This window comes from Antarctobacter albus (genome assembly GCF_900101505.1).
Classification (GTDB): domain Bacteria; phylum Pseudomonadota; class Alphaproteobacteria; order Rhodobacterales; family Rhodobacteraceae; genus Antarctobacter; species Antarctobacter albus.
Genome location: NZ_FMZI01000006.1, coordinates 142,875 through 164,423, shown reverse-complemented (window position 1 = coordinate 164,423; position 21,549 = coordinate 142,875). Strand labels below are relative to the sequence as shown.

20 protein-coding genes and 1 tRNA gene are annotated in these 21,549 nt (G+C 65.3%); 6 read left to right on the top strand and 15 right to left on the bottom strand.

Annotated features, from left to right (window positions below):
* Positions 1 to 6: 6 nt before the first annotated feature.
* The 9 genes from malQ to BLQ71_RS12265 form a co-directional block, all read right to left on the bottom strand.
* Positions 7 to 1,977: a 4-alpha-glucanotransferase gene (malQ, locus tag BLQ71_RS12305; RefSeq protein ID WP_074621930.1), complete on the bottom strand. Its 1,971-nt coding sequence runs from the start codon at positions 1,975 to 1,977 to the stop codon at positions 7 to 9.
* Entirely contained in the window at positions 1,974 to 4,076 is a 2,103-nt protein-coding gene (glgX, locus tag BLQ71_RS12300; protein WP_074621929.1) for a glycogen debranching protein GlgX, read from the bottom strand. Before glgX ends, malQ begins: the two co-directional genes overlap by 4 nt.
* Complete coding sequence (gene glgA, locus BLQ71_RS12295; protein WP_074621928.1) at positions 4,073 to 5,509, bottom strand: glycogen synthase GlgA; 1,437 nt, start codon at positions 5,507 to 5,509, stop codon at positions 4,073 to 4,075. The genes glgX and glgA overlap by 4 nt, the downstream gene beginning before the upstream one ends.
* Positions 5,510 to 5,513: 4 nt before the next feature.
* Positions 5,514 to 6,770, bottom strand: coding sequence for a glucose-1-phosphate adenylyltransferase (gene glgC, locus BLQ71_RS12290; RefSeq protein WP_043140549.1), 1,257 nt, complete (start codon positions 6,768 to 6,770; stop codon positions 5,514 to 5,516).
* Between the two features lie 29 nt (positions 6,771 to 6,799).
* Positions 6,800 to 9,010: a 1,4-alpha-glucan branching protein GlgB gene (gene glgB / locus BLQ71_RS12285; RefSeq protein WP_074621927.1), complete on the bottom strand. Its 2,211-nt coding sequence runs from the start codon at positions 9,008 to 9,010 to the stop codon at positions 6,800 to 6,802.
* Positions 9,007 to 11,385 carry a glycogen/starch/alpha-glucan phosphorylase gene (locus BLQ71_RS12280; protein ID WP_074621926.1) on the bottom strand — a complete coding sequence of 793 codons (2,379 nt, stop codon included), beginning with the start codon at positions 11,383 to 11,385 and terminating at the stop codon, positions 9,007 to 9,009. Before BLQ71_RS12280 ends, glgB begins: the two co-directional genes overlap by 4 nt.
* A gap of 191 nt (positions 11,386 to 11,576) precedes the next feature.
* Positions 11,577 to 12,404, bottom strand: coding sequence for an ATP-binding cassette domain-containing protein (locus BLQ71_RS12275; protein WP_052244427.1), 828 nt, complete (start codon positions 12,402 to 12,404; stop codon positions 11,577 to 11,579).
* Positions 12,380 to 13,450, bottom strand: a complete 1,071-nt coding sequence (locus tag BLQ71_RS12270; protein ID WP_043140558.1) for an ABC transporter permease — start codon at positions 13,448 to 13,450, stop codon at positions 12,380 to 12,382. The genes BLQ71_RS12275 and BLQ71_RS12270 overlap by 25 nt, the downstream gene beginning before the upstream one ends.
* A 129-nt stretch (positions 13,451 to 13,579) precedes the next feature.
* On the bottom strand, positions 13,580 to 14,605 hold the full coding sequence (locus tag BLQ71_RS12265) for a sugar ABC transporter substrate-binding protein (RefSeq protein WP_043140561.1): 1,026 nt from the start codon (positions 14,603 to 14,605) through the stop codon (positions 13,580 to 13,582).
* Between the two features lie 218 nt (positions 14,606 to 14,823).
* Between BLQ71_RS12265 and BLQ71_RS12260 the strand changes: the two genes are divergently transcribed.
* Positions 14,824 to 16,050 (top strand): ROK family transcriptional regulator, encoded by a 1,227-nt coding sequence (locus BLQ71_RS12260; protein WP_074621925.1) that lies wholly within the window; start codon positions 14,824 to 14,826, stop codon positions 16,048 to 16,050.
* A 177-nt stretch (positions 16,051 to 16,227) separates the two neighbouring features.
* On the opposite strand, the gene BLQ71_RS12255 is transcribed toward BLQ71_RS12260, so the two are convergent.
* Positions 16,228 to 16,312 (bottom strand) — tRNA-Leu (locus tag BLQ71_RS12255).
* Between the two features lie 152 nt (positions 16,313 to 16,464).
* Between BLQ71_RS12255 and BLQ71_RS12250 the strand changes: the two genes are divergently transcribed.
* Complete coding sequence (locus tag BLQ71_RS12250; RefSeq protein WP_074621924.1) at positions 16,465 to 17,448, top strand: complex I NDUFA9 subunit family protein; 984 nt, start codon at positions 16,465 to 16,467, stop codon at positions 17,446 to 17,448.
* A 71-nt stretch (positions 17,449 to 17,519) separates the two neighbouring features.
* On the opposite strand, the gene BLQ71_RS12245 is transcribed toward BLQ71_RS12250, so the two are convergent.
* The 4 genes from BLQ71_RS12245 to BLQ71_RS12230 all read right to left on the bottom strand — a co-directional run bounded on the left by BLQ71_RS12245 (position 17,520) and on the right by BLQ71_RS12230 (position 19,164).
* Positions 17,520 to 17,783, bottom strand: a complete 264-nt coding sequence (locus BLQ71_RS12245) for a DUF6455 family protein (RefSeq protein WP_074621923.1) — start codon at positions 17,781 to 17,783, stop codon at positions 17,520 to 17,522.
* 10 nt (positions 17,784 to 17,793) lie between these two features.
* Positions 17,794 to 18,099, bottom strand: a complete 306-nt coding sequence (locus BLQ71_RS12240; RefSeq protein ID WP_074621922.1) for a DUF6455 family protein — start codon at positions 18,097 to 18,099, stop codon at positions 17,794 to 17,796.
* 3 nt (positions 18,100 to 18,102) lie between these two features.
* Positions 18,103 to 18,354 carry a DUF6455 family protein gene (locus tag BLQ71_RS12235; protein WP_074621921.1) on the bottom strand — a complete coding sequence of 84 codons (252 nt, stop codon included), beginning with the start codon at positions 18,352 to 18,354 and terminating at the stop codon, positions 18,103 to 18,105.
* Positions 18,355 to 18,456: 102 nt separating this feature from the next.
* Positions 18,457 to 19,164, bottom strand: coding sequence for a M48 family metallopeptidase (locus BLQ71_RS12230; RefSeq protein ID WP_069210550.1), 708 nt, complete (start codon positions 19,162 to 19,164; stop codon positions 18,457 to 18,459).
* Positions 19,165 to 19,275: 111 nt separating this feature from the next.
* Here BLQ71_RS12230 and BLQ71_RS12225 point away from each other — a divergent pair, with 111 nt between their 5' ends.
* Positions 19,276 to 19,674 carry a thiol-disulfide oxidoreductase DCC family protein gene (locus tag BLQ71_RS12225; RefSeq protein WP_074621920.1) on the top strand — a complete coding sequence of 133 codons (399 nt, stop codon included), beginning with the start codon at positions 19,276 to 19,278 and terminating at the stop codon, positions 19,672 to 19,674.
* Positions 19,675 to 19,683: 9 nt separating this feature from the next.
* Positions 19,684 to 19,914, top strand: a complete 231-nt coding sequence (locus tag BLQ71_RS12220) for a DUF8831 family protein (protein ID WP_043140582.1) — start codon at positions 19,684 to 19,686, stop codon at positions 19,912 to 19,914.
* Positions 19,915 to 19,922: 8 nt separating this feature from the next.
* Here the strand turns inward: BLQ71_RS12220 and BLQ71_RS12215 are convergent, their stop codons facing one another.
* The gene (locus BLQ71_RS12215; protein WP_074622026.1) at positions 19,923 to 20,180 is read right to left on the bottom strand and encodes a DUF167 domain-containing protein; all 258 of its coding nucleotides are present in this window, start codon (positions 20,178 to 20,180) and stop codon (positions 19,923 to 19,925) included.
* 97 nt (positions 20,181 to 20,277) lie between these two features.
* On the opposite strand from BLQ71_RS12215, the gene BLQ71_RS12210 reads away from it, so the two are divergent.
* Complete coding sequence (locus tag BLQ71_RS12210; RefSeq protein WP_074621919.1) at positions 20,278 to 20,856, top strand: nitroreductase family protein; 579 nt, start codon at positions 20,278 to 20,280, stop codon at positions 20,854 to 20,856.
* Entirely contained in the window at positions 20,853 to 21,545 is a 693-nt protein-coding gene (locus tag BLQ71_RS12205) for an EI24 domain-containing protein (RefSeq protein ID WP_043140586.1), read from the top strand. Before BLQ71_RS12210 ends, BLQ71_RS12205 begins: the two co-directional genes overlap by 4 nt.
* The last annotated feature ends 4 nt before the right edge of the window (positions 21,546 to 21,549 follow it).

The window sequence follows — 21,549 nt, the reverse complement described above, 5'->3', positions numbered from 1 at the left end:
TCCTTTCTAAACGGTCCCGCTGCGGTCCACGGGCATGAAAGCGCGAATGCGGCTGGCGGGCAATGCTTGCTTGAGGCCATCGACCGCCACGGGCAGGCGGCGGCGCCAGTTGGAATGCTCGGTGACGGTGCCGGGCAGGTTCTGGGCCTCGAGACAGCCCAGCAGGTCGTCCAGTTGCAGGGCCACCAGCGCCGATGGCGCCGTGCAAAGCCGGGCCTGCACCGCTTCGGCGATCCGGTCGGGACCGGCCTCTGGCGGGAGGTGGCACATGTCGCGCAGGCCCGCGCGCTGGCGGGCGCGCTCGTCGTGGCGGGCGCGGGTCTGGCCGCTGTTCAGCCAGCCCATGCGCTGCCACCAGTCGATGTCCTGCCCGTACCAGAACCCGCGCAGCGTCGGCGTGTCATGGGTGCCGAAACAGGCCAGCGAGAAGGCGCGCAGGTCCTTGGGATCACAGAGTGTTCCGTCCGCCGCCGTTTCGTATTGCCAGACGGCATAGCTCAGCAACCCGGCGCCGTTCAGGGTTTCGCGAAAGCCGTCGGGCACCAGTCCCAGGTCCTCCCCCACCACAAGACAGCGCGCCCGCGCCGCCTCGATGGCGATCACCGCCAGCAGGCTTTCGAAAGGCTGCGAGACATAGCCGCCCGGGCTGCCGTCATCGGGAATCCAGAAGCTGCGCAAAAGCCCCAGCGCGTGATCCACCCGCAGGATGCCCGCCTTGGCCATCAGCTTGCGCAGCATGGCGCGCAGCGGGCGATACTGCGCGGCGCGCAGGCGTGCGGGCGCATGGGCGGCCAGGTTCCACGACTGGCCCTCGGGGTTCAGGTGATCGGGCGGGGCGCCGATGGTGACGCCTTGGGCGATGGTGTCGCGGTGCATCCAGACCTCGGCGCCGCCGGGCCGCGCGCCCACCGCCAAATCCAGGTACAGCCCGAAATCCATTCCTGCCTCGCGCGCGGCGGCCTGCGCGGCGTCGATCTGTGTCTCGGCCCGCCATTGCAGCCACTGGTGGAATTCCACGTCTTCGGCGGCGGCCCGAGCGGCGTCGGGGCCCGGACGTCGCAAGGCATCGGGCCAGTTGCGGAAATCCTCGCCGTGCAGGCCGCTGAGCGCCTCGAACTGGGCAAAAGTATCCAGCCGGGCGCCACCCTCGGCCCGGAAACGCTGAAAGGCGCGGCGCTCGGCTTCGGGGGCGGCCTCGAAGCGCAGGTACTCGCTGTGCAGCGCGCCGCGCTGGCGGCGGCGGTAGGTGGCGTAGTCGATCAGCTCATCCCGGGGTGTCGGTCCCAGCCCGGCGCGCGGTGCGATGTGATCGGTGCTGAAAAAGCCCCGGTGCGTGGGCGAATAGGGGCTGGTCATTTCCTCCGCCGTCCAGCCCAGCGCATGGATCGGGTTCAGACCGAAGAACTGCGCCCCCGCCTGCGCCAGCGCCCGCAGGGCGGCGGGCAGGTCGCCATAGCTGCCCAACCCGCCGTTATGCCCGGACCGCAGACCGTAAAGCGCGCCGCAGACGCCCCATCCCTTTGCCCGCCCGGTCAGGTCCTGAACGGTTGGTGCGTGGGCCGGGGCCGCCAGCACCAGCGATTCGGCATGCCGGTCCGGTGCAGCGACATGCAGGGTGAAATAGCCCACGTCCATCGGCCCGAGGTCGATGCTTTCCCCGGCCCGTCCCGCCTGTACCTCGGCGCCGCTCTCGTCCAGCAGCATCCAGTCGCAGGGCGACGGAACGGGTAGCGACAGGGGCGCACCGGCGCGGGCCAGGATCTCGGATGGCACGGGGCTTTCGTCCTGGCGGGCGCGCAACTGGTCCAGCGCCTCGGCCACCGCGGCGGGCGTATCGGACGCAACCCCCATACCCCCCAGGAGCGCGCGCAGCGTTTCTGGTGCGGCGGCGTGTTCATGGCCTTGCAGGTCGTGAAAGCCCAGGTTAACGCCATAGGCCTTTGCCAGGTCGCGCAGGGCCTCGTCGGCTCCGGTCATGTCGTCTTCTCCGGGTGGCGGACAAAGCCCGCGACGCTGAATGCGGCGACGGTGACGGTCGCCTCTGTGATGTCCTGCGGGTGCTGGCGCGGCGCCGAGCTGTCGATCTCGCGCCGCCATGTGCCTGCGGGCGGGGGCAGTTCAAGGACCTGATCGCTGCCCTCGCGGTTGAAGGCCAGCAGGATTTCCTCGGTGTCGGCGCAGCCCGACGGGCTTTCGGCACAGCCGCGCAGCAGCAGGCAGAGCGAGGACAGCCCCGGATCGCGCCAGTTGAGCGCGCTGCCGTCAAAGCCACGCCATTCCACGTCCGGCTTGCCGTCCGCGCGCTGAACCCCGTGCAGGAACCGGCCCTGCCGCAGCACGCCATGCGCCTTGCGGAAAGCGATCAGCGCGGCGGTGAAATCGACCAGGTCCTTGTCCATCGTCGCCCAGTCCAGCCAGCTGGTTTCATTGTCCTGGCAATAGGCGTTGTTGTTGCCGCCTTGCGAATGGCCGCCCTCGTCGCCCGCAAGGATCATGGGCGTGCCCTGAGACAACAGAACCGTGGCCAGCATGTTGCGCACCCGCTGGCGACGAGCGGACAGGATCGTCGCGTCCTTGGTCTCGCCTTCCTCGCCCAGGTTGTCCGAATGGTTGGCATGGTGGCCGTCGCGGTTGCCCTCGCCATTGGCCTGGTTGTGGCGTTTCGAATAGGCGGTGACATCGGCCAGCGTGAACCCGTCGTGGGCTGCGGCAAAGTTGACAGAGGCCCAGGCGCGGCGCCCGCGCGTGTCGAACAGGTCCGCCGTGCCCAAAAGTGCCGAGCCAAGATCCTGCGCCGCATGCCCGTCGCCGCGCCAGAAGCGCCGTACCGTGTCGCGAAAGCGGTCGTTCCATTCAGCGAACTCGGGCGGGAACTGGCCCAGCCGATAGCCGCCGTGTCCCAGATCCCAGGGTTCGGCGATCAGCTTGACCTCGGCCAGCAGCGGGTCCTGCCTGAGCGCATCCATGAAGCCGCCGTGCCGGTCGAACCCCTGCCGCTCGCGCCCCAAGGTGGTGGCCAGGTCAAAGCGGAACCCGTCGACGCCCATACAGTCCACCCAGAAGCGCAGGCTGTCGAGGATCATGCGCAGGACAAAGGGATGGTCGGTGTTCAGCGTGTTCCCGGTGCCGGTGTCGTTGACGTAGAACCGGGGCTGCCCCTCGACGAGGCGATAGTAGGAGGCATTGTCGAGCCCACGAAAAGAGAAGGTCGGGCCAAGGTGGTCGCCCTCGGCCGAGTGGTTGTAGACCACGTCAAGGATCACCTCGATCCCCGCCGCGTGGAACCTGTCGACCATCCGGCGGAAGCCTGCCACCCCCGCAGGGCCAAGGTAGCGCGGTTCCGGGACAAAGAACCCGGCGGTGTTGTAGCCCCAGTAATTGACCAGCCCGCGCCCGGTCAGCGCGTTTTCCGACCGGATCGCCTGCACCGGCAGCAGTTCGACCGTGGTGATGCCCAACCGGGTCAGATGGTCCAGCATCGCGTCCGAGGCCAGCCCCTCGACCGTGCCGCGCAGCGCCTCGGGCACGTCCGGGTGGCGCATTGTGCTGCCCCGGACGTGGGTTTCGTAAATGACCGTGTTGGACCATCCGCGCCGCAGTCCCCTGGTGCCGGTGGGATAGTCGGCGGGGTCCCAGACCACGGATTTGGGTGTATGGGCTGCGCTGTCGGACGAGCTGAACGACAGATCGCCATCCGCCGACCCGGGGCTGTAGCCGAAGGTCGCGGGATGGGTGCTGAACCCGCCGTGCAGGGCGCGGGTGTAGGGATCGACCAGCAGCTTGTTGGCGTTGAAGCGGTGGCCGCGCTCGGGGGCAAAGGGACCGTGGACACGATAGCCGTAAAGCGCTCCGGGCTTCAGCCCCGGGACATACCCGTGCCAGACCGCGCCGCGCCGTTCGGGCAGCGAAAGGCGTTGCTGCTCGGTTTTGCCATCGGGCGAGAAGAGGCACAGGTCGACCCGCTGGGCATGATCCGAGAAGAGCGCGAAATTGGTGCCTTCTCCGTCAAAGACGGCGCCCAGCCGGTTTGGCCGGCCTGCGCCGATCCCATATGTGCCGCCCCCGGGTTCGGTCATGCGCAGAGCGTCTCGTACATCTGGACATAGTCGCGGGCCGAGCTTTCCCAGCCAACGGGCTGACGCATGGCCGCCGCCTGCATCTGTTTCCACAGGTCCCGGTTGGCATGGGCGGCGATGGCGCGGGCAATCACGCCCTCGATCCCGGCGACAGAGACATCGTCGAACACAAAGCCGGTGGCCACGCCCGCCGCCAGCGCCGCGTGGTTGGCATCGATCACCGTGTCGGCCAGCCCGCCGGTCCGCGCCACCACCGGCAAGGTACCGTAGCGCAGCCCGTACAGCTGGGTCAGGCCGCAGGGTTCGAACCGCGAGGGGATCAGGATCGCATCCGATCCCCCTTGCATCAGGTGCGACAGCGCCTCGTCATAGCCGATCTCGACCCCAACCTTTCCGGGGAAGCGCGCGGCGGCGTCGCGAAAGGCCTGCTCCAGCTCTGGCTCGCCCGAGCCGAGCAGCGCCAGTTGGCCGCCGCCGGCGACCAGCGCAGGCAGGGCGCCGGCCAACGCGTCCAGTCCCTTTTGCAGGGTCAGGCGGCTGATGACGCAAAAAAGCGGGCCGTCATGGTCGGGGTCCAGCCCCAGCCGCTCGGCCAGGGTGGCGCGGTTCTTGGTCTTGGCGCCCAGTCGTTTCAACCCATAGGTCGCGGTCAGGGCCGGGTCGCTCTTGGGGTTCCAGGCCTCCAGGTCGATGCCGTTCAGGATGCCGGTCAGGTCCGAGGCCCGGCCTGCCAACACCCCGTCCAGCCCCATGCCGAATTGCGGGGTCAGGATCTCGCGCGCGTAGGTTGGGCTGACGGTGGTGATGTGATCGGCATAGACCAGCCCCGCCTTGAGAAAGCTGACATCGCCGTAATATTCCAGCCCGCCGGGGTGGAACCAGTCGCTGCGCAACTGCAGATCGCCCATGACATGCGGGCCGAACCGGCCCTGGAAGGCGATGTTGTGGATCGTGATGACCGATTTGGGCGGCGTGCGTCCGTCCTGTTTCAGGTAGACCGGCGCCAGCCCCGCTTGCCAGTCATGCGCGTGCAGCACGTCCGGCACCCAGCCGTCAAGCCCGTCGAAACTGATCCGTGCCGCCGCCTGCGCCAGTGCACCGAAGCGGCGGTGATTGTCGGGCCAGTCCTTGCCATCGGCGCCGGTGTAGGGAGCGCCGGGCCGGTCGAAAAGCTGCGGCGCGTCCAGCAGCAGCAGTGTAAGCCCCTCGGCCTGAACCTCGACCAGTCGTCCGGTGCCGCCGGGCAGGTCGCCAAAGCTGGCCACTTCCTTGCCCTTGGCCAGCAGGGGAAACAGCGCCGGGTAGGCGGGCAGGACGGTCTTGACCTCGACCCCCAGCGGCGCCAGCGCACCGGGCAGCGCGCCCGCCACGTCCGCCAGCCCCCCGGTCTTGACGAAGGGCGCACATTCCGAGGCGACCATCAGCACCTTCATGCGATCACTCCAGTTCCTCGATCATCTTGCGGGTGATGAGGCAGATGCCGTTTTCGGTCCGCCGGAATCGCTTGGCGTCAAGCTCGGGGTCTTCGCCCACGACCAAACCCGGCGGGATTTTCACGCCACGGTCGATGATCGCGTTCTTGATATGTGCCCGCCGTCCGACCTCGGAATAGGGCAGGGCGACGACGCCTTCCATCTGTGAATAGGAATGCGTCTTGACCCCGGTGAACAACAGGCAGCGATAGAGCGACGAGCCCGAGATGATGCAGCCGCCCGAGACCATCGAGGACACGGCCTGACCGCGCCGGCCTTCCTCGTTGTGGATGAACTTGGCGGGGGCCGTCAGCTCGGAGTAGGTCCAGATCGGCCAGTCGGTGGCGTAGATGTCCAGTTCCGGTTCAAAGTCGGTCATGTCGATATTGGCCTGCCAGTAGGCATCCAGCGTGCCGACATCGCGCCAGTAGGGTTTGCGTTCGAGCCCCGACATGACGCAGGAGCGGCCAAAGGGATGGGCGACGGCATCGCCAGAGGCCACCAGCCCGGGGATGATGTCCTTGCCGAAATCATGGCTGGAGTTGGGGTCGCGTGCGTCCGCCTCCAGCAGCTCGCACAGGAAATCCGTCTCGAAGACATAGATCCCCATCGAGGCCAGCGATCGTGTCGGATCGTTCGGCATGGTGGGCGGATCTGCGGGTTTCTCGACAAACTCCAGGATCTTGTCGTTCTCGTCCACCGCCATGACGCCAAAGCCCTTGGCCTCTTCGCGGGGCACCTCGATACAGCCGACCGTCACCTTGGCGCCGGATTCCACATGCTGTTCGATCATGTAGGAGTAATCCTGCTTGTAGATGTGATCCCCGGCCAGGATCAGGATGTACTTGGGCTCGTATCCCTTGATGATCGAGATGTTTTGCGTGACCGCGTCGGCGGTGCCCTTGTACCAGTTTTCCTCGTTCAGTTGCTGTGAGGCCGGGAGAATATCCAATCCCTCGTTGCGTTCGGCCCGGAAAAAGGACCAGCCGCGCTGAAGGTGGCGGATCAGGCTGTGCGCCTTGTACTGGGTTGCGACGCCGATGCGGCGGATGCCGGAATTGACCGCGTTCGACAGGGCAAAGTCGATGATCCTTGTCTTGCCGCCGAAATAGACCGCGGGTTTGGCTCGGATGTCGGTCATCTCCTTCAGGCGCGATCCGCGCCCGCCTGCCAGGACATAGGCCATCGTCTGCTGGGCCAGTCTGAACCTGTCGTATTCCATGTGGTCCTCCCCCGTTATCTGGCGTCCGGTCACTCCCCCCCGGACAGTTGAAAAAATACCGTCGCCAGCGGCGGTACGGTGATTTCAATCGAAAAGGCGCAGCCATGTGCGGAGTCCGCCGTTGCGGTCACCCCGCCTGGGTTGCCCTGGCCGCTGCCGCCGTAAAGCGGCGCGTCGGTGTTCAGGCGTTCGTCCCAGTGGCCTGAAAGCGGCACGCCGATCCGGTAGCCATGCCGTGTCACCGGCGTGAAGTTCGACACCACCAGCACCGGCCCCTCGCCCTCGTCGCCCATGCGGACCCAGGAAAAGATGGATTCCGCCGCGTTGCCGCCGTCGATCCAGCGAAAGCCCTCTGCCTTGCTGTCCAGCTGGTAGAGCGCCGGCGTGCCCCGGTAGAGCGTGTTGAGATCGCGGACCAGCCGCTGCATCCCCTTGTGCGGCTCCTGTTCCAGCAGGTGCCAGTCAAGGCTGCGGTTGTGGTTCCATTCCTCCCACTGGCCGAATTCGCCGCCCATGAACATCAGCTTCTTGCCGGGATGGCCGTACATGAAGCCGAAATAGGCCCGCAGGTTCGCGAATTTCTGCCAGTCGTCGCCCGGCATCCGCGACAGCAGCGAACCCTTGCCATGCACCACCTCGTCATGGCTGAGCGGCAGCACGAAGTTTTCCGAAAAGGCGTAGTGCAGCCCGAAGGTCATCTTGTCGTGGTGGTATTTGCGGTTGATCGGGTCCTCGCCCATGTAGCGCAGGGTGTCGTTCATCCACCCCATGTTCCACTTGAAGCCAAAACCCAGCCCGCCGGTATCGGTGGGCGCGCTGACGCCCGGAAAGGCGGTGGATTCCTCGGCCAAGGTCATGATGTCCGGATGCGCGGCATAGACCTGTTCGTTCATGTGCCGCAGAAAGGCGATGGCTTCCAGGTTTTCGCGTCCGCCGTGCTGGTTGGGGATCCATTCGCCGTCCTTGCGGGAATAGTCGCGATACAGCATCGAGGCCACCGCATCGACGCGCAGCCCGTCGATGTGGAATTCCTCCAGCCAGTAACGGGCGTTGGCGATCAGGAAATTCGCCACCTCGGTGCGGCCATAGTTGTAGACCAGCGTGTTCCAGTCCGGGTGATAGCCTTCCTTGGGGTCGGAATGTTCATACAGCGCCGAACCGTCGAACCGCGCCAGCCCGTGGCTGTCGGTGGGGAAATGGCCCGGCACCCAGTCGATGATCAGGCCAAGGCCCGCACCATGCGCGGCCTCGACCAGCGCCCGGAAATCCTCGGGCGTGCCAAAGCGCGAGGTGGGCGCGTAAAGGCCCACCGGCTGATAGCCCCAGGAGCCGCCGAAGGGATATTCGGAAATCGGCGTCAGCTCGATATGGGTAAAGCCCATGTCTGCCGCGTATCGCACCAGGTGTTCGGCGTGTTCGCGGTAGGTCAGCGGGCGGCCGTCCTCTTCGGGCACGCGGCGCCAACTTTCCAGGTGCACCTCGTAGATCGAGATCGGCTGGTCGATGCGGTGCTTGTGACAGCGTGTCGCCATCCAGCCGTTGTCCATCCACCAATGCTGTCCAAGGTCGCGGACGACAGAGGCGGTGTTGGGCGGCAATTCGGCGCCAAAGCCCACCGGATCGGCCTTGAGCGGCAGGAGCATCCCGTTGGCGTCCAGCAGCTCGAACTTGTAGAGCGCGCCTTCTGCCACGCCGGGCACGAAGATCTCCCAGATACCGGTCGGGCCCCGGCGGCGCATGACGTGGCGGCGTCCGTCCCATTCGTTGAAGTTGCCCACCACCGAAACGCGCGCGGCATTGGGCGCCCAGACGGCGAAATGTACGCCCGAGGTGCCGGCGTAGCTTGTCAGATGCGCCCCCAGTGCGCGCCAGAGCTGGCCATGCGTGCCCTCGCCCAGCAGGTATTCGTCGATCTCGCCCAGCACGGTGCCGAAGGCATAGGCGTCTTCTTCTTCCCAGTTGTCGTTGCCGCGCGACAGACGCAGGCGATAGTCATATCGCCCGGCGATCCCCGGCAGGATGCCGTCGTACATCCCGGGCGCGCCTTCGACCGGCTCCAGTACCGCCAGCAACATGCCGCTGTCGCGCGCCAGCACCTCGACCCGGTCGACGTTCGGGTAAAAGACCCGCACGCATTGGCTGCCGTCGGGCAGGGTGTGCTGGCCAAGAACAGAGAACGGGTCGCCGTGGCGTCCCTCGACGATGTTTCGGGCGGTGCGTTGGTCGAGAGGGGCTGTCATGCGCTTTGCTCCAGTTGGCCGTCAATGGCGCTATGCACGTTCCAGATGTCACGCGCGTAACCCCTGATCGTTCTGTCGGAGGAAAACCAGCCGACGCTGGCGGTGTTGCTCAGCGCCATTGCCGCCCAGGTCGCCTGATGCTTGAAGGCCTCGTCGGCGCGGCGCTGGGTGTCGAAATAGCTGTCGAAATCGCAGGACACGAGGAAATGGTCGTGGTCCCAGAGGTTGCCCACCAGGCCGTGATAGCGGCCCGGTTCCTGCGGCGAGAAGCGCCCCTCGGCGATCTGGGCCAGCACCTTCTGCATCCGCGGGCTTTGTTCGATGGCGGCGCGGGCATAGCCGTGGTGGCTGCGCCGTTCGATCACCTCTTCGGCGGTCAGGCCAAAAAGAAAGAAGTTCTCCGCCCCCACATGTTCGCGGATTTCCACGTTGGCGCCGTCCAGCGTGCCGATGGTCAGAGCGCCGTTCAGGGCGAATTTCATGTTGCCGGTGCCGCTGGCCTCCTTGCCGGCGGTCGAGATCTGCTCAGACAGGTCCGCCGCCGGGATCAGCAGTTCGGCCATCGTCACGTTGTAGTTGGGCGGATAGACGATTTTCAGCAGATCCTTCGTGACCGGATCGTTGTTCACCACGGCGGCCACGTCGTTGATCAGGCGGATGATCTCCTTGGCGACGTGATAACCAGGCGCCGCCTTGCCGCCGAAGATCTTGACCCGGGGCGTCCAGCCCGCCTGCGGACTGGCGTGCATCTCGTTCCAGAGCGCGATGGTTTCGAGGATGTTCATCAACTGGCGCTTGTATTCATGGATACGCTTGATCTGGACGTCGAACATCGCATCCGGGTCGATGGCGATGCCGCAGTGATCCTGCACCCAGTTCGACAGGCGCTCCTTGTTGGTCCGCTTGGCAGCCATGAAGGCGCGCAGGAAGTCCGGGTCGCCGGTGCGGGTCCGCAGAGCGCCCAGTTGCTCCAGGTCCGCCGCCCAACCCTCGCCGATTTCCCGGGTGATGAGGCCGCTCAGCGCCGGGTTGCAGCCATGCAGCCAGCGGCGCGGCGTGATGCCGTTGGTCTGGTTCACGATGCGGGTCGGGTGGATGCGGTGCAGGTCGGCAAAGACTGTCGATTTCACCAGGTCGGTGTGCAGCGCCGAGACCCCGTTGACCTTGTGCGCCATGATGAAGGCCAATTCGCCCATGTTGACGTTGCCGTGGTCCAGGATGCGCGGGCTGCCGGGATATTGCGCCTGCTGGCCGGACTCTATGGCGCGGATGATTTCCAGGTGGCGGGGCAAAACGCGGCCCAGCAGCCATTCGGGCCAGCGTTCCAGCGCCTCGGGCAAGAGGGTGTGGTTGGTGTAGCCCAGGCAGCGGCGGGCGAGGTCGATGGCTTCTGCCATCTCCAACCCGTGTTCGTCGGCCAGGATGCGCACCAGTTCCGGCCCCGCGATGGCCGGGTGCGTGTCGTTCAGCTGGATCGCGGCAGCATCGGGAAGCTGGCGGATATCGTCGTGATCGGTGAAAAACCGGCGCAGCAGGTCCTTGATGGACGCGGCCGTAAAGAAATACTCCTGCTTCAGGCGCAGTTCCTTGCCGCTTTCGGTGGTGTCGTCCGGGTAGAGCACGCGGCAGATCGTGCGGGCCAGCGCCTCGGACCGGCTGGCGGCGAGGTAGTCGCCCCGGTTGAAGCTGGCCAGGTCGAATTCCTTTTGCGGCCGGGCCGACCAAAGGCGCAGCGTGTTTCCCCAACGCCCCTGCCAGCCGACGATGGGCGTGTCGAAGGCAGTGGCGATCACGGTTTCATGTGGATGCCATTGCGCCTTGCCCTCGTGGTGGTGGACATGGCCGCCGAACCCGACCTTGTAGCTGACCTCGGGGCGTTCGAATTCCCAGGCGTGGCGCTGTTGCAGCCATGTTTCGGGTTTTTCGATCTGCTGGCCCTCGACGAAATCCTGTTCGAAGAGCCCGTGTTCGTAGCGGATGCCATAGCCCATCGCGGGAATGCCAAGCGTGGCGAGACTGTCCATAAAGCAGGCGGCCAGCCGGCCCAGACCGCCATTGCCCAGGGCCGCGTCCGGTTCATCCTTGACCAGGAGGTCATAGTCCTGGCCCAGCCCGGCCACCGCGGCGCGGGCCTCTTCGACGAGGCCAAGGTTGGCGGCCACGTCCTCGACCAGGCGGCCGATCAGGAATTCCATCGACAGGTAGTAGACGCGCTTGGCATGGCGGTCGTAGCTGGTCTTGGTGCTCTGGAACCAGGAATCCATCATCCGGTCCCGCAGCGTCAGCGACAACGCCATGCGCCAGTCGTAGATCGCGGCATGCCCGGCGTCCTTGCCAAGCGAGTAACGCAGATGTGCGAGGATGTCGTCTTTCATAGGATCGGTCCTGTCCTTCGGGCGGCGGTGCGCGCGCCACTGACCCGTGCCACGCCTGTTATCGCTAACGACAGTTTCCCGACATTGGCCAGACCCGACAGGGGGCAGCGTGAACCCGTGAACGCCCTGTTGCAAGCAGGTCCCAGTAAAGGGGCCGCCCCCTGCCTGTTTCGGGGGCGGCAATGCCGGGTTTATGCCGCGGCCTTGGGCACAAGCTGCTGTTCCTCGACGGGGGGCGGTTCCATCGCACCGGTCATGATGGCCACCGCTTCGGACATCGAGATCTTGGCCGGGTCGACCACCGCGTGCCGTTTGCCCAGCCGGTGGATGTGGACGCGGTCCGCCACCTCGAAGACATGCGGCATGTTGTGGCTGATCAGGATGATCGGGATGCCCTTGGCGCGCACGTCCTGGATCAGTTCCAGAACCCGGCGGCTTTCCTTGACGCCCAGTGCGGCGGTCGGCTCGTCCATGATGATGAACTTCCTGGCAAAGGCGGCGGCGCGGGCCACGGCGACGCCCTGGCGCTGGCCGCCGGAGAGGGTTTCGACCGCCTGGTTGATCGACTGGACCGTCATGAGGCCCAGTTCGGTCAGCTTGTCCCGGGCGAATTTCTCCATCGCCTTCTTGTCGAGCTGGCGAAAGACGCTGCCCATGATGCCGGGTTTGCGCAGCTCTCGTCCGGCGAACATATTGTCCGCGATGGACAGCGCCGGGGACAGGGCAAGCTGCTGGTAGACGATCTCGATCCCCATTTCCCGCGCCTGCAGGGGCGAGGAAAAGTGCACCGGTTTGCCCTCGATCCTGATCTCGCCCTCATCGGCCTGGACGGCGCCGCAGATCGCCTTGACGATCGAGGATTTGCCGGCGCCGTTGTCTCCGATCACCGCCAGCACCTCGCCGGGGAAAAGATCGAAATCGGAGTGGTTGATCGCGGTGACGTGGCCGTAACGCTTCACGATTCCGCGGCCTTGAACGATAGGTTGCACAGTCATTATCCCGACACCTTCCGGATCCATTGGTCGACAGAGACGGCAGCGATGATCAGCACGCCGATGAGCAGGTAAGTCCATTGCGCGTCAGCCCCCAGCAGACGCAGGCCAAGGGTGAACACGCCCACGATGAGCGCCCCGAAGAGCGAGCCGAGCACAGAGCCGCGACCGCCAAAGAGCGAGATGCCCCCGATCACCACGGCGGTGATGCTTTCGATGTTGGCCAGCTGGCCCGAGGTCGGCGAGACCGAGCCGATGCGCCCGATCAGGGCCCATCCGGCAAAGGCGCAGATCAGGCCGGAGAGCGCGTAGACCGAGACGAGAACCTTGTTCGCCTCCATCCCTGACAGTTCGGCGGCTTCCTTGTCATCGCCCACGGCATAGACGTGCCTGCCCCAGGCGGTTTGTGTCAGCGCATAGGTCAGCACCGCAAAGAGGATCAGCATGAAGATCGCGCCAAAGGTCAGGCGGGCGCTGCCGATCTGGATCACGTTGCCGAAGAACTGCAGGATCGGTGCCTTTTCCGCGATTTCCTGCGAGCGGATGGTTTCGTTGGCCGAGTAGAGGAAGTTGGCGGCCAGCACGATCTGCCACATGCCCAGCGTCACGATGAAGGGCGGCAGTTTCATCCGCGTGACCAGCAGCCCGTTGATGGCGCCGATGCCGGTGCCGACGGCCAGGCCGCAGACCACCGCGATTCCCGGGGGAATGCCGTAGCGAAAGGTGAACTGGCCCATGACGACAGAGCTCATGACCATGATGGCGCCGACGCTGAGGTCGATCCCCGCAGTCAGGATCACCAGCGATTGCGCGGCGGCCACGATGCCGACGATCTGAACCTGTTGCAGGATGAGGGTCAGGGCGAAGGGCGAAAAGAACTTCGACCCCAGCAAGAGCCCGAAAACAATGATGGACAGAACAAGCACGATGAGCGGAACCAGCGCGGGGTTCGTGTGCAATGCGTGTTGGAGCTTGTAGACAAACCCCTCGCGCTTTTCGAATTCGGCCACTTGCTGGTTGGCGCCGGACAACGACGACTCGTAGTCCTGCCCCTTTGAGGCAGACTCTGACATGGGGGTCCTCCCGTCTATGTGGGTGCGTTCTGATGCGCGTTTTCAACCAGCCTAGTCGATCGGGTGGCGACGCGTCCATTGGCAAGGGGGCGGACGGCGCCCCCTTGTTCTTGTCTCAGGCGGAGGGGATCAGCCCCAGCAGAGGTCCAGACCTTCCTTGACCGAGATCGACTCGACGCCTTCGACCGGCTCGTCGGTGACCAGGGCCACGCCGGTGTCGAAGAAGTCCTTGCCCTCGGTCGGCTCGGGCTTGACGCCCTCGTCGGCCCATTTCTTGATCGCCTCGATGCCCAGGCTGGCCATCATCAGCGGGTACTGCTGCGAGGTGGCGCCGATCACGCCGTCCGCGATGTTCTGAACGCCGGGGCAACCGCCGTCGACAGAAACGATCAGCACGTCATTTTCACGCCCGATGGCCTTGAGCGCCTCGTAGGCACCGGCGGCGGCGGGTTCGTTGATTGTGTAGACCACGTTGATGAAGGGATCCTGCGCCAGCAGGTTCTCCATCGCGCGGCGACCGCCTTCCTCGTTGCCCTGTGTCACGTCGTTGCCGACGATGCGCGGGTCGGTCTCGTCGCCCCACTTGGACGCGTCCATGACGTCGATCCCGAAGCCGGTCAGGAAGCCCTGGTCACGCAGAACGCCCACGGTCGGTTGCGACACGGCCAGGTCCAGCATGCCGATCTTGGCATCGGCTGCATCGTCGCCCAGTTTGGCGGCGGCCCATTTGCCGATCAGTTCACCGGCCAGGAAGTTGTCGGTGGCAAAGGTCGCGTCTGCGGCGTCGATCGGGCTCAGCGGTGTATCCAGGGCGATCACCAGGATGCCGGCGTCACGCGCCTGTTGCACGGCGGGAACGATGGACGAGGTGTCCGATGCGGTCAGCAGGATGCCCTTGGCGCCGTCGGCGATGCAGGTCTCGATCGCCTGAACCTGGGTTTCATGGTCGCCGTCGATCTTGCCGGCAAAGGATTTCAGCTCGATGCCCAACTCTTCGGCCTTGGCGGTCGCGCCTTCCTTCATCTTGACGAAGAAGGGGTTGGTGTCGGTCTTGGTGATCAGGCAGGCGCTGATCGAATGGCTGGCGGCGCTTGCGCCGCTGGCCAGAGCGGCGGCGGTCAGGGCAATGGCCGTGCCGGTCAGAAGCTTTGTCATGGTATCCTCCCAGAATGTCTTTCGACGTATCGCGGGGCCCCTCGCGTGGTGAACCGAGCCCGAGGGCAGGGTTCGCCGGCCCCATGCCATCTAGAAAGCCGATTCGGACCGAGTCTGTCAACATTAATAAATCCACTTTATTTATTATTGACAGGAGGCCGTCCGGCATGGAGTCTGTCAGGCAGCCAACATTGGCCAAGAAGACGAGAACAGACCCGATGAAACTGGACGGCACAAAGGCAGAGGGAGAGGCGGCGGCAATGCCCGCCGATGGGGTTCGAGGCTCTAACCAGAGCGGGGTGCGGGCCCATAACGAGCGCCTTGTCCTGTCGCTTGTCCGTCAGTTCGGGCCGCTCGCCAAGGCAGAGATCGCCCGGCGCACTGGGCTTTCGGCGCAGACCGTTTCGGTCATCATGCGCGCGCTGGAAAAGGAAGGCCTGCTGGAAAAGGGAGAACCTGTGCGCGGCAAGGTCGGCCAGCCTTCTGTGCCGATGGGCCTGGCGCAGGGCGGCGCCTATTTCCTGGGGTTGAAGGTCGGCCGCCGCTCGCTGGACCTTATCCTGACGGATTTCCACGGTCACGTCGAAGGCCGGGTACACCTGTCGCATCGCTATCCGACTCCCGAAAGCGTTGTGACCTTCGCCAACACGGCCATTGCCCAGCTACTGGACCAGCTGACGCCGGAGAACCGCAAGAAGGTGTCGGGCCTGGGAATCGCAACACCGTTTCGCCTGTGGGACTGGGCGCGCCCGCTGGGCCTGACCAGTTCCGAAATGGAGGCCTGGCGCGAACGCGACATCGCCGCCGAAATCGCGGACACCTGGGAGTTTCCGGTCTACCTGCGCAACGACGGGTCTGCCGCCTGCGGGGCGGAACTGGTCTTTGGCGATCAGAACAAGCCGCGCGACTTCCTGTATTTCTTCGTCGGTTTTTTTGTGGGCGGCGGTTTGGTGATCGACAACACGGTCTTTACCGGGCGCAGCGGCAACGCAGCCGCCCTCGCCTCTATCCCCATCGGAATCAAGGGCGCGAAGGTCCGGCAACTGGTCGACGTGGCCTCGATTTACACGTTGGAACAACTGGTGATCGGCGAAGGGGGCGACAGTCGCCTGATTTGGGACAATCCGACCGAATGGAACCTGCCGGGTGACGTACTGCCCACCTGGGTGGAAAAGGCCGCCGAGGGGCTGGCCTATGCGACGCTCTCGGCCTCTTGCCTGATCGACTTTGAATGCGTGGTGATCGACGGCTGGCTGCCCGATTCCGTCCGTACCTCCCTTGTCGATCATACCCGCCGACGGCTGAACGAGATTCGCGTCGCGGGAATCGAGGTGCCGGACCTGCGCGAAGGCAGCATCGGTCGCGACGCGCGCGCGCTGGGCGCGGCCAGCCTGCCGCTGTCGGACAAGTTCCTCGTCGACCGGAACGCCTTTCTCAAGGCCTGAGCCGGTGTCCCCGAGTCCTTGGTCACGATTGACCGAAGGCATGCGCTGACTCTTGGGGCGCAGAGCGAATTCCTGAACTTTGAAGCGTCGCGAAGGTGCTGGGCGCTAGCGGATTTCCCGGCACGATATTTAGGCGTCCCGGTGCGGGTAAGCCGATGTTTTTCATGTCTTGGAAAATGGTGCCCAGGAGAGGACTCGAACCTCCACGACCGAAGTCACTGGTACCTGAAACCAGCGCGTCTACCAATTCCGCCACCTGGGCATCAGGAGCGTGAGGCAGGCGTTTAAAGGTGGTGCGAGGGGGTGTCAACGGCCATTTTCAAGAAATCTTCACGCGGCAATGCGGCGCCTTGCGGGCGAGGCGCCGCGCCGGTATTCCTGCCGGGAAAGCTGGCTACAGGAGGGCGCGCCCCAATGTCCAAACTCGTCACCATCTATGGCGGCTCGGGATTCGTCGGACGCTATATCGCCCGTCGCATGGCCAGGGAGGGCTGGCGCGTCCGTGTCGCCTGCCGCCGCCCGAACGAGGCGATCTTTGTCCGGCCCTATGGCGTCGTCGGCCAGGTCGAACCGGTGTTCTGCAACATCCGCGATGACGACAGCGTCCGCAGCGTGATGCAGGGGGCCGATGCGGTGGTGAATTGCGTCGGCACCTTCGACAAGGGCGGCAAGAACAACTTTGACGCCGTTCAGCACGAAGGCGCGGAGCGTATCTCACGCATCGCCGCCGAGGAAGGCGTTTCGCGGATGGTGCATGTTTCTGCCATCGGTGCCGATCCCAAGGGCAAGAGCCTTTACGCCAAGAGCAAGGGCAAAGGTGAGGAAGCCGTCCTTGAGCACATGCCGCAGGCCGTGATCCTGCGCCCGTCGGTGATTTTCGGCCCCGAGGACGCCTTTTTCAACCGCTTCGCCTCGATGACCCGCATGGGTCCTGTGCTGCCGATCGTCGGCGGCGCAACGAAATTCCAGCCGGTCTATGTGGACGACGTGGCGCAGGCCGCCGTCAAGGGCGTTCTGGGACAGGCAGAGCCGGGCATCTATGAACTGGGCGGTCCGGACGTGATGACCTTCCGCGAGCTGATGCAGGTGATGTTGGACGTGATCCGCCGCCGTCGCTTCGTGGCAAACATTCCCTTTTTTGCCGCAAGTGTCATCGGGGCGGTTTCGGATCTCGTGCAAAGCCTCTCGCTGGGCCTGATTCCCGCGCAGATCACCGCCGACCAGGTCCGCAGCCTGCGCCAGGACAACGTCACCGCCGAAGGCGCTCGGGGGTTCTCCGACCTGGGGATCTCGCCGATGTCCGTTCAGGCGGTGCTGCCGGACTATCTCTGGCGGTTCCGGCCTTCGGGCCAATACGAGGCGATCAAGGAATCGGCCCAGAACCTGCGGTCGCAATGACAGAAAAAATGGGGGCGGAAACGCCCCCTGTTGTCATTCTGGCCCGGGTGTCTCTTTCCCGCAGGTGACCGTCACTGGCGTCGCTGAAGCTCGGCCAGTATGGGGCCGTTGTAGCACCCCGGGGGCGGTGTCCCGGTCAGCGAGGTCTGGCGAGACAACCATTGCTCGCAGGCATCGACCAAGGCGCATCCCCGACAGGCGGTGACCATCGAGGCATAGGCGCCCGGTGCCAGGCTGCCATCGTTCAACGCATCGCTGAGGCTCAGGCCCATGACCCGCGCAACGCTGCGTGTCATGAAAAAATGCCGGGCGGGGTCACCAAGCGTCAGTCCCATCTTTCTTCTCCTAGGACGTGGTGCCTTCCATCGCGTCTTGCAGCGCGGCAAGGCGTTTGCGGTTCAGACAGGTGCCGGGAAAGCTGCGCGTGTCGTCCACGGGCTTGTTCAGCCATTGACCGCAACCCTCGGACCAGGTGCAGCCCCGGCAGCGCGTGACGAGTCCCGCCCAGTCCTCCTGCGTGAGCAGCCCGGCGTCCATCGCGCCGACCAGATCGACGCCGGTGGCCTTGGCCATGCGCTGGACCAGCCAGTAGTGCTCGGTTTCATCCCCCAAGACGGTGGGGCGGGTCGGGGCAGGGCGCGTTCCGTCCATCTCTCAGCCCGCTTCCAGGGAACGGAACAGGCCGGAGTTGCGGCAGAACGCGGGCGTCTCGGTGTCTTCGCGATTGCCCAGCCAGCGTGCGCAGGTCTCTGGCGACGTGCAGGCCGTGCAGCGCAACACCGCGTCCTCCAGTTCAGAGACCGTCAGCTTTCCGCGCATGATCTGTTCTTCAAGGTCTATCCCGCGGGCCTGCGCCATGTCATCGACCAGCGCCGCATGGCGTTTCAGTGTCGCTCTGCTCTGCATTGATCCGTCCCCTCTGTCCTCTGTCGTCGAGGCAAAGCATGGCAGAGCGGGCGCGCGGTCGCCTTGACTCAGGTCAACGCAGGGTTGACGCAGGGTGAGGTGTCACTGTTGGCGCAGCGCCTTTTCCGTCTCGGCCACGATCTTGAGGCGGGCGGCATTGGGCGGGTGGCTGCCAAGGAACCTGTTGCCGGGATCGGGAATGCGCGCGAAAAACTCGGCCCCGCGCAAGGGATCGAAGCCGGCGCGATAGGTGATGATCGTGCCCAGCTGGTCCGCTTCCAGCTCGAACTCCTTGGAATAGGTGCGGGCGCCCACCGCTGCACCCAATTGTTCGGCATTGCGCACGGCCTCGGCCTCGGCCCCGCTGATGGCGGCAATCCCGGCAAAGACCACGGCGCCGATGGTGGCGCTCTGCTTGGTCTTGGCGAGATGGTCGAGTATGTGATGCGCGGCCTCGTGCCCCATGACAAAGGCCAGTTCGTCCGCGTTCCGGACCGAGTTGATCATGCCGATGTTGAAGGCCAGGATCGGTCGGCCGAACCGGTCGACGGTCTGGAAGGCATTGGGCGCCAGCTCGGCCCGGTCGTCGATCACGATCTGGAAATCGCAGTTCAGCCCCCGGGTCCGCTCGCGGCATTCGCGTTCCGCCACCGGCTCGACGGTCTGCACGACCTGCACGAATTGCCGCGCGGCGCGGTTGGCGCGCTGCTGGGCCTCGGATCCGCCCAGGGCACTGGGCGCGGGGGCCGGCAGGGGCGCGGCACAGGCGGACAGCAACGCAAGGGCGATGAGCGGCAACAGTCGGGTCATGGAGGGTCCGGAAAACGATGAGTGTACCGCGACCCTAAGCTGCCGCGACCTTCTGTTCCAGCCGGTCGCGATCAATTGGCAGTGTTGCGCCGGTGATCTAGGTTTCGGTGCATGACCGAAAGGCCAACCGTGATCTACAACGACAGTTGCCCGATCTGTTCGCGCGAGGTGGCAGGCTATCGCCGCATGGCGGAACGTGACGGCGTCGATGTCGGCTTTGCCGGGCTCTCCGAAGGCACGCATCAAGATCACGGACTGTCCCGCGACCAGGCGGCCCGCAGGTTTCATGTGGTCAAGGACGGCACGCTTTACAGCGGGTTGCCCGCCTTTGCCGTGCTCTGGGCAGAGATGCCGCGCCTGCGCTGGCTGGCCTGGCTGGTGCGCCTGCCGGTGCTGAGTCGCATTCTGGGCCTGATCTACGATCACCTCGTGGCCCCGGCGCTATATGCCCTGTACCGGCGGCGTCAGCGTCGCGCCGAATCGGTTTCCGGCAAGGGGCGCGCGGGCTAGGCTGACGACATGTACAGCGTAGAACATGACTTTGACGCCACCGTCGTGACCCTGGTGGACGAAGGCGGCCCGCCCCTGCAAGAGGACGTGGTCATCTCGGGCTTCGAGGATTGCATCACGGTCGAGCAATACGACCCGCGCACCGACAGGATGCAGCGGATCACCCTGTCGATTTCACAGATGCAGGACCTGGTGGCGGCGGTGAACACGCCCGAAGGCGTCTATCGGCGCAAGGATTGAAGCCCGGCTCAGTCGGCTATTCGAAACAGCTTGTCCCGCGTGGTCTCGCCGCGCACCAGTTCCAGGCGGCTTTTCGGCAGTCCCAGCGCCTTGGCCAGTAGCTTGATCACCGCCGCATTGGCCTTGCCGCCCTCCGGCACCGTCGTGACCGTGACGCGTAGGCTGTCCCCGTCTCGGACGACGGCATTGCGCGATGCCCTGGGCGTGACACGCACGGCCAGCGTGGCGCCCGGCACCGCGAGGTCGGAAAGATCTGGCTGTTTCATGCCCCCGGCATACAGGCTGCGCCGTGATGCGCAATATTCCCGGTTGAAACCCGGCGCCTGCGGCCTGACATAACGGCGGACGATGACAGGAGACGCCATGCCCACCCCGAACCCCGCTGCAATGGACTTTCTGCTGAGCCGCCGGTCGCGCCCGGCCAAGACGTTGAAGGCGCCCGGCCCCGACGATGCCGCGCTGATGCCCCTGTTGACGGCAGCGGCGCGGACCCCCGATCACGGCAAGCTGGAGCCCTGGCGGTTCATCGTGTTGCGGGCGCCCGCGATGCGGCGACTGGCGGATGCCGTGACAGAGTGCGGCACCCGGCTGGGCAAAAGTGACGAGGACATCGCCAAGGCACGCGACGCATGGGAGCGCAGCCCGCTCTGCGTTGCCGTCGTCGAGGTGCAGAAGGACAGCCCCAAGATCCCGGCGCTGGAACAGACCTATTCGGCGGGCGCGGCCTGTCTTGCGCTGCTGAACGCGGCGCTGGCCTCTGGCTGGGGCGCGAACTGGCTGTCGGGTTGGGCCAGCCATGATCGCGGCTTTGTCGAGGGCGCACTGGGGCTCGGCGCAGATGAAAAGATCGCCGGGTTCATCCACATCGGAACCGAAGGCGCGGCGCCGCCGGAACGTCCGCGCCCCGACCTTGACCAGATCGTCAGCTGGGTGTCGGAATGATCTTCGATGCCGTTAGCCGCGCCATCGCGCAAATGCCGGATCCGCGCTTTCGCGGCGTGCTGTTGCGCGGGATCGGGATCACGCTTGGGGCGCTGATCGCCGCCGTCGTGGTGGTGTTCAACGTGGTCGGCTGGATGGTCGGAGATGCCGTCACGCTGCCCTGGATCGGCACGGTGCAATGGCTCGACGACGCGGCAAGCTGGGCCTCGGTGCCGGTCATGCTGCTGTTGTCGGTCTTTTTGATGACGCCGGTGGCCTCGGCCATCATCTCGATGTTCCTCGAAGAAGTCGCGCAGGCGGTTGAGGATCGCCACTATCCCGGTTTGCCCGCCGCAACCCCGGTCAGCTTTTCAGATGGCCTGAAGGATGCGCTGGGGTTCTTCGGGACAATGGTCCTGGCGAACCTGCTGGCGCTGATCGTCTACCTGATCTTCATCCCCTTCGCGCCCTTCATCTTCTGGGCGCTGAACGGGTTTCTGCTGGGTCGGGAATATTTCACCCTGGCCGCCATGCGCCGTGTCGGCCGGATCGAGGCACGCAAGCTGCGGCGCCGGCACATGCTGACGATCTGGGTGACGGGCGTGGTGATGGCGGTGCCGCTGACCGTTCCCATCGTGAACCTGCTGGTTCCCGTGCTGGGGGCGGCGGCCTTTACCCATGTGTTCCACCGGGTGAACCGCGCCCGCTAGGGGC

Coding starts and splice junctions, on each gene's coding strand:
- malQ (WP_074621930.1), bottom strand. CDS start 1,977: ATGACCGGAGCCGACGAGGCCCTGCGCGACCTGGCAAAGGCCTATGGC.
- glgX (WP_074621929.1), bottom strand. CDS start 4,076: ATGACCGAACCCGGGGGCGGCACATATGGGATCGGCGCAGGCCGGCCA.
- glgA (WP_074621928.1), bottom strand. CDS start 5,509: ATGAAGGTGCTGATGGTCGCCTCGGAATGTGCGCCCTTCGTCAAGACC.
- glgC (WP_043140549.1), bottom strand. CDS start 6,770: ATGGAATACGACAGGTTCAGACTGGCCCAGCAGACGATGGCCTATGTC.
- glgB (WP_074621927.1), bottom strand. CDS start 9,010: ATGACAGCCCCTCTCGACCAACGCACCGCCCGAAACATCGTCGAGGGA.
- BLQ71_RS12280 (WP_074621926.1), bottom strand. CDS start 11,385: ATGAAAGACGACATCCTCGCACATCTGCGTTACTCGCTTGGCAAGGAC.
- BLQ71_RS12275 (WP_052244427.1), bottom strand. CDS start 12,404: ATGGATCCGGAAGGTGTCGGGATAATGACTGTGCAACCTATCGTTCAA.
- BLQ71_RS12270 (WP_043140558.1), bottom strand. CDS start 13,450: ATGTCAGAGTCTGCCTCAAAGGGGCAGGACTACGAGTCGTCGTTGTCC.
- BLQ71_RS12265 (WP_043140561.1), bottom strand. CDS start 14,605: ATGACAAAGCTTCTGACCGGCACGGCCATTGCCCTGACCGCCGCCGCT.
- BLQ71_RS12260 (WP_074621925.1), top strand. CDS start 14,824: ATGAAACTGGACGGCACAAAGGCAGAGGGAGAGGCGGCGGCAATGCCC.
- BLQ71_RS12250 (WP_074621924.1), top strand. CDS start 16,465: ATGTCCAAACTCGTCACCATCTATGGCGGCTCGGGATTCGTCGGACGC.
- BLQ71_RS12245 (WP_074621923.1), bottom strand. CDS start 17,783: ATGGGACTGACGCTTGGTGACCCCGCCCGGCATTTTTTCATGACACGC.
- BLQ71_RS12240 (WP_074621922.1), bottom strand. CDS start 18,099: ATGGACGGAACGCGCCCTGCCCCGACCCGCCCCACCGTCTTGGGGGAT.
- BLQ71_RS12235 (WP_074621921.1), bottom strand. CDS start 18,354: ATGCAGAGCAGAGCGACACTGAAACGCCATGCGGCGCTGGTCGATGAC.
- BLQ71_RS12230 (WP_069210550.1), bottom strand. CDS start 19,164: ATGACCCGACTGTTGCCGCTCATCGCCCTTGCGTTGCTGTCCGCCTGT.
- BLQ71_RS12225 (WP_074621920.1), top strand. CDS start 19,276: ATGACCGAAAGGCCAACCGTGATCTACAACGACAGTTGCCCGATCTGT.
- BLQ71_RS12220 (WP_043140582.1), top strand. CDS start 19,684: ATGTACAGCGTAGAACATGACTTTGACGCCACCGTCGTGACCCTGGTG.
- BLQ71_RS12215 (WP_074622026.1), bottom strand. CDS start 20,180: ATGAAACAGCCAGATCTTTCCGACCTCGCGGTGCCGGGCGCCACGCTG.
- BLQ71_RS12210 (WP_074621919.1), top strand. CDS start 20,278: ATGCCCACCCCGAACCCCGCTGCAATGGACTTTCTGCTGAGCCGCCGG.
- BLQ71_RS12205 (WP_043140586.1), top strand. CDS start 20,853: ATGATCTTCGATGCCGTTAGCCGCGCCATCGCGCAAATGCCGGATCCG.